This is a genomic window from Albidovulum sp. (assembly GCF_049646345.1).
Taxonomy (GTDB): domain Bacteria; phylum Pseudomonadota; class Alphaproteobacteria; order Rhodobacterales; family Rhodobacteraceae; genus Albidovulum.
The window spans coordinates 1-4,155 of the sequence record NZ_JBARVQ010000455.1 but is presented as its reverse complement, the minus strand read 5'-3'; the positions used below and the strand labels follow the sequence as shown (position 1 = coordinate 4,155).

Below are 4,155 nucleotides of genomic sequence, written 5' to 3'. Positions count from 1 at the left end.
CGCGCAAAGAGGGATCACGACCACCTGCAATGATCTGGCGGGTCTGGGTGAAAAATTCGATTTCGCGGATACTGCCCGGCCCCAACTTGATGTTGTGGCCTTCGAGCATAATTTTCTGACGCAGCCCTTTGTGTTCACGGATGCGCAGGCGCATGTCATGGGCATCCTGAATGGCCGCGAAATCCAGATGCCTGCGCCAGACGAAGGGGGTCAGGGTCTTCAGGAACCTTTCACCTGCCGCAATATCCCCGCCGCAGGGCCGCGCCTTGATATAGGCCGCCCGCTCCCATGTCCTTCCCTGCGCCTCGTAATATTGTTCGGCGGCGGCCATCGAAATGCAGACCGGCGTCACCGAGGCATCGGGGCGCAGCCGCAGATCGGTGCGGAAGACATAGCCCTCTGCCGTCAGATCCGACAGCATCGCCGCCATCCTGCGCACCACCCGGATGAAGGCGGCCCGCGCCTCTTGCGCGTCACCCGGATCGTAGCGGGTTTCGTCAAACAGGCAGATGAGGTCGATATCCGAGGAATAGTTCAGCTCACCCGCGCCCATCTTGCCCATGGCAATGGCTACGATGCCAGCGGCGGTTTCGGCATCTTCGGGTACGGCACCCGGCACCTTGCCGCGCCGGATCTCATCGGCGCTCAGGGCGCGCAGCGCCTGATGCACCGCCAGATCGGCCAGCCGCGTCAGCGCGCCGGTGACCTGTTCCAGCGCCCAGACCCCGCCCAGATCGGCAAGCCCCGCCAGAAGCGCCACCCGCGCCTTGGCCTGGCGGAGGGCGGGGCCAAGTGCCTCGCTTGTCATATCGTCAAAACCAGAAAGGGCAGCATCCAACGCCGCCTCTGGCACGCCCGCCAAGGCAGGTTCCAGCCAGTCGGCCTCCCGTGCCATCAGACCTGCCAGATAGGGGCTGCACCCGGCGGCCCCTTCCAGAAGCGCCCGCAACTCTGGCTGAAGCCCGGCAAACCGGGCCTGCACCTCTTCGGTCCGGGCAAGGTCATGGGGGATGGGGCAACGTGTCAGGCGTGCGGCAAAGCTCATGCGCCGACACTAGCGGCGGCCAAGGCCGCGTCAATGACCGGTGCCGCCCCCGGCGAAACGGAAAGATGGCCCGCCCGTGCCAGGTGGCTCCCCCCGCCTCGTGGGGAGGGGATGGGAGGGGGGTGATCCGGCGACACATTATCGCACGCAGCGAAGACTTGCCGGAACCCCGCCACAGCGCCATCATCCACCCATGAAACACGTACGCCCCCTGCTTTTTGCGACTGGTCTGACCCTTGCGGCGCTGCAACCGGCCCATGGCTGCGACACTGCACTGGTCCTGACCATCGACGTGTCGGGCTCCATTGACCGGGGCGAATACCGGTTGCAGGTTCAGGGCCTTGCCGATGCTTTGGGCGATCCCGAGATTGCCGATGCGCTGGTTCTCGGTCAGGTCGCGCTGACCGTGGTGCAGTGGTCCGGCACCGGACAACAGGCAGCCGTTCTGCCATGGCGGCGCATGCTGTCTTATGACGAAGTCCGCAGCTTTGCCGACAGGGCGCGGGGCCTGAAGCGCGCCTATTCCGGCTCGGACACCGCGGTGGGCGAAGCAATTGGCTTTTCTGCGGCGCAGTTTGACGCCGTGTCCGACTGTCGCCGCCGGGTGATCGACATCTCCGGCGATGGGCCGCAGAACGCGGGCGCGTCCCTGTCGGCGGGTCGCCGGGCGGCGGCAGAGGCCGGGGCGAACATCAATGCCGTCGCCATCGAGGATGTCGGGCGCGGTTCCCCCATCACCGAATATTACCGGCGTTTCATCGTCACCCGTCAGGGTTTTGTCATGACCGCGCGCGGGCTGGAGGATTACCCCCGCGCGATCCGCGCGAAGATATTGCGCGAGGTGGCCAAGCCTTTGGGCTGACCTTGACGTAGAGCCCCGAGCCGTGCCACGTTTGACCCATGGGGCCCGCGACCGCGCCCCGTGAGGCCACGGCCAGAAGCGTCGCATCCTTCAACGCTCCACGAAAGGATGCAACATGCCCGGCTTCGGCTCCATATCCCCCGCCCAACTCGCCCGTCTGATCGGTACGCCCGACTGTCCCGTCCTGATTGACACCTGCATGGACGACGACTTTGCCGACAATCCGTATCTGATCCCCGGTTCCCGCCGTCATCCCTATGCGCGGATCGCCGAGCTTGTTTCGGAAATCAGCGACCGCAATGCGGTCGTGATCTGCAAGAAAGGTCTGAAATTGTCGGAAGGCGCGGCAGCGATCCTGCGCTGCCACGGGATAGGGTCCGAAACGCTGGAGGGTGGCATTCTTGCATGGCAGGCAGCCGGGTTACCAGTAATCCCCGCCGCCGCCCTACCCGGCACGCACCTCTGGGTCACACGGCACCGGCCCAAGATCGACCGCATCGCCTGCCCCTGGCTCATCCGCCGCTTCATCGACCCCGGCGCGCAGTTCCTGTTCGTGGCCCCGGCCGAGGTTCCGTCAGTGGCCGAGAAGTTCGGCGCGATTCCCTTCGACATCGAGGGCGTCACATTCTCACATCGCGGCGACAAGTGTTCATTCGACGCCCTGCTCGACGACTTTCACCTGCATACGGAGCCTCTCGACCGGCTGGCTTTGGTGGTGCGCGGGGCCGATACCGACCGCCAAGACCTTGCCCCGCAAGCGGCCGGGCTTTTGGCGCTATCGGTCGGGCTTTCGCGGCAATACAAGGACGATCTGGAACAGCTTGAGGCCGGAATGGCGATGTATGACGCGCTTTACCGCTGGGCCCGCGACGGGTTCGACGAAGGCCATGACTGGCCAGCGGGGCGCAAGGTATGAGTGATCGGCAGCTCTGGACGGTCTTCGGCCGGATCGGTGTCCTTTCCTTCGGCGGACCTGCGGCGCAGATCGCGCTGATGCACCGCGAACTGGTGGAAGAGCGCGACTGGCTGAGCGAGGAGGAATACCTGCGCGCCCTTTCCTTCTGCATGCTCCTGCCCGGACCCGAGGCAATGCAGCTTGCCACCTATGCGGGCTGGAAACTGGGTGGTATCAGGGGCGGGCTGATCGCAGGCGGGCTTTTCGTGCTGCCGGGTGCGGCGGTGATCCTGACCCTCGCGGCACTTTATTCCGCCTTCGGACAGGTGCCGCTGGTCGCGGCGCTGTTTCTTGGCGTCAAGGCGGCGGTCGTGGTGATCGTGATCGAGGCGCTGATCAAGGTGGCAAAGCGGGCGCTGAAGGCCCGTGCGGCCTATGCGATCGCGGTTTTGGCCTTCATCGCGATCTTTGCCCTCAACCTGCCCTTCCCCGCCATCGTCCTTGCCGCCGCCATCGCGGGCGCGGTGCTTCTGCCGCGCGCCCCGGCCAAGGCAATGCCCCGCCCCGCCAATCCGCACCTCCCCCTGACCATTGGCACCGGGCTGGGCCTCTGGTGGGGGCCCATCGCAGTCTTGGCCCTTTTCGGGCAGGGGTTTCTTGTCGAGATCGGGCTCTTCTTCTCAAAACTCGCGGTCGTCACCTTTGGCGGCGCCTATGCGGTTCTGGCCTATATGACCCAGACGGTTGTTCAGGACTATGGCTGGCTGACCACGCCCCAGATGATGGACGCGCTGGGACTGGCCGAGACGACGCCGGGGCCGCTGATCCTTGTGACCGAATTCGTGGGCTACCTTGCCGGAGCGCAACAGGGCGGCGCGGGGTTGGCCATCGCGGCGGCAGCACTGACGCTCTGGGTCACCTTCGTGCCCTGCTTTCTCTGGGTCTTCGCTTTCGCGCCCTATATCGAATGGATCGCCGCGCGCCCGCGTCTGGCCTCTGCCCTGTCAGGCGTCAGTGCCGCCGTCGTGGGCGTGATCGCCAATCTGGCGATCTGGTTCGCGCTGCATCTGTTCTTTGCCCGCATGGGCAGCAGCGGCTCTCTTCCACTTCCTGATATCACCTCATTCCAATGGCAGCCCGCCCTGATCGCCGTGATCTGCGGCTGGCTTCTGCTTGCCCGCCACTGGAACCTGATCGCGGTTCTGGGGCTCGCGGCCGCAACCGGCGTGGCCCTTGCGCTGGTGCTTTGACAAAGCACCGCGCATCGGCGGCAAGGGCCCTTTCAATCCGGTTCGAATCCCTTATGCTGACCGACAGTGATTTTCGGGGCATTGACGACAAAATGAGCACGAC

The 4,155-nt window shown here is 65.2% G+C and carries 3 protein-coding genes and 1 pseudogene; 3 read left to right on the top strand and 1 reads right to left on the bottom strand.

Annotation, left to right across the window (positions count from 1 at the left end; all coding sequences use genetic code 11):
• Positions 1-1,045 (bottom strand): annotated as a pseudogene (locus WBB85_RS11360) (glutamine-synthetase adenylyltransferase); the annotation flags it as partial.
• 193 nt (positions 1,046-1,238) lie between these two features.
• Here WBB85_RS11360 and WBB85_RS11355 point away from each other — a divergent pair.
• The 3 genes from WBB85_RS11355 (at position 1,239) to chrA (ending at position 4,052) form a co-directional block, all read left to right on the top strand.
• Positions 1,239-1,907, top strand: coding sequence for a DUF1194 domain-containing protein (locus tag WBB85_RS11355; protein ID WP_432638727.1), 669 nt, complete (start codon positions 1,239-1,241; stop codon positions 1,905-1,907).
• Positions 1,908-2,022: 115 nt separating this feature from the next.
• Positions 2,023-2,823 (top strand): chromate resistance protein ChrB domain-containing protein, encoded by an 801-nt coding sequence (locus tag WBB85_RS11350; RefSeq protein ID WP_432638726.1) that lies wholly within the window; start codon positions 2,023-2,025, stop codon positions 2,821-2,823.
• The gene (gene chrA / locus WBB85_RS11345; RefSeq protein WP_432638725.1) at positions 2,820-4,052 is read left to right on the top strand and encodes a chromate efflux transporter; all 1,233 of its coding nucleotides are present in this window, start codon (positions 2,820-2,822) and stop codon (positions 4,050-4,052) included. The genes WBB85_RS11350 and chrA overlap by 4 nt, the downstream gene beginning before the upstream one ends.
• The last annotated feature ends 103 nt before the right edge of the window (positions 4,053-4,155 follow it).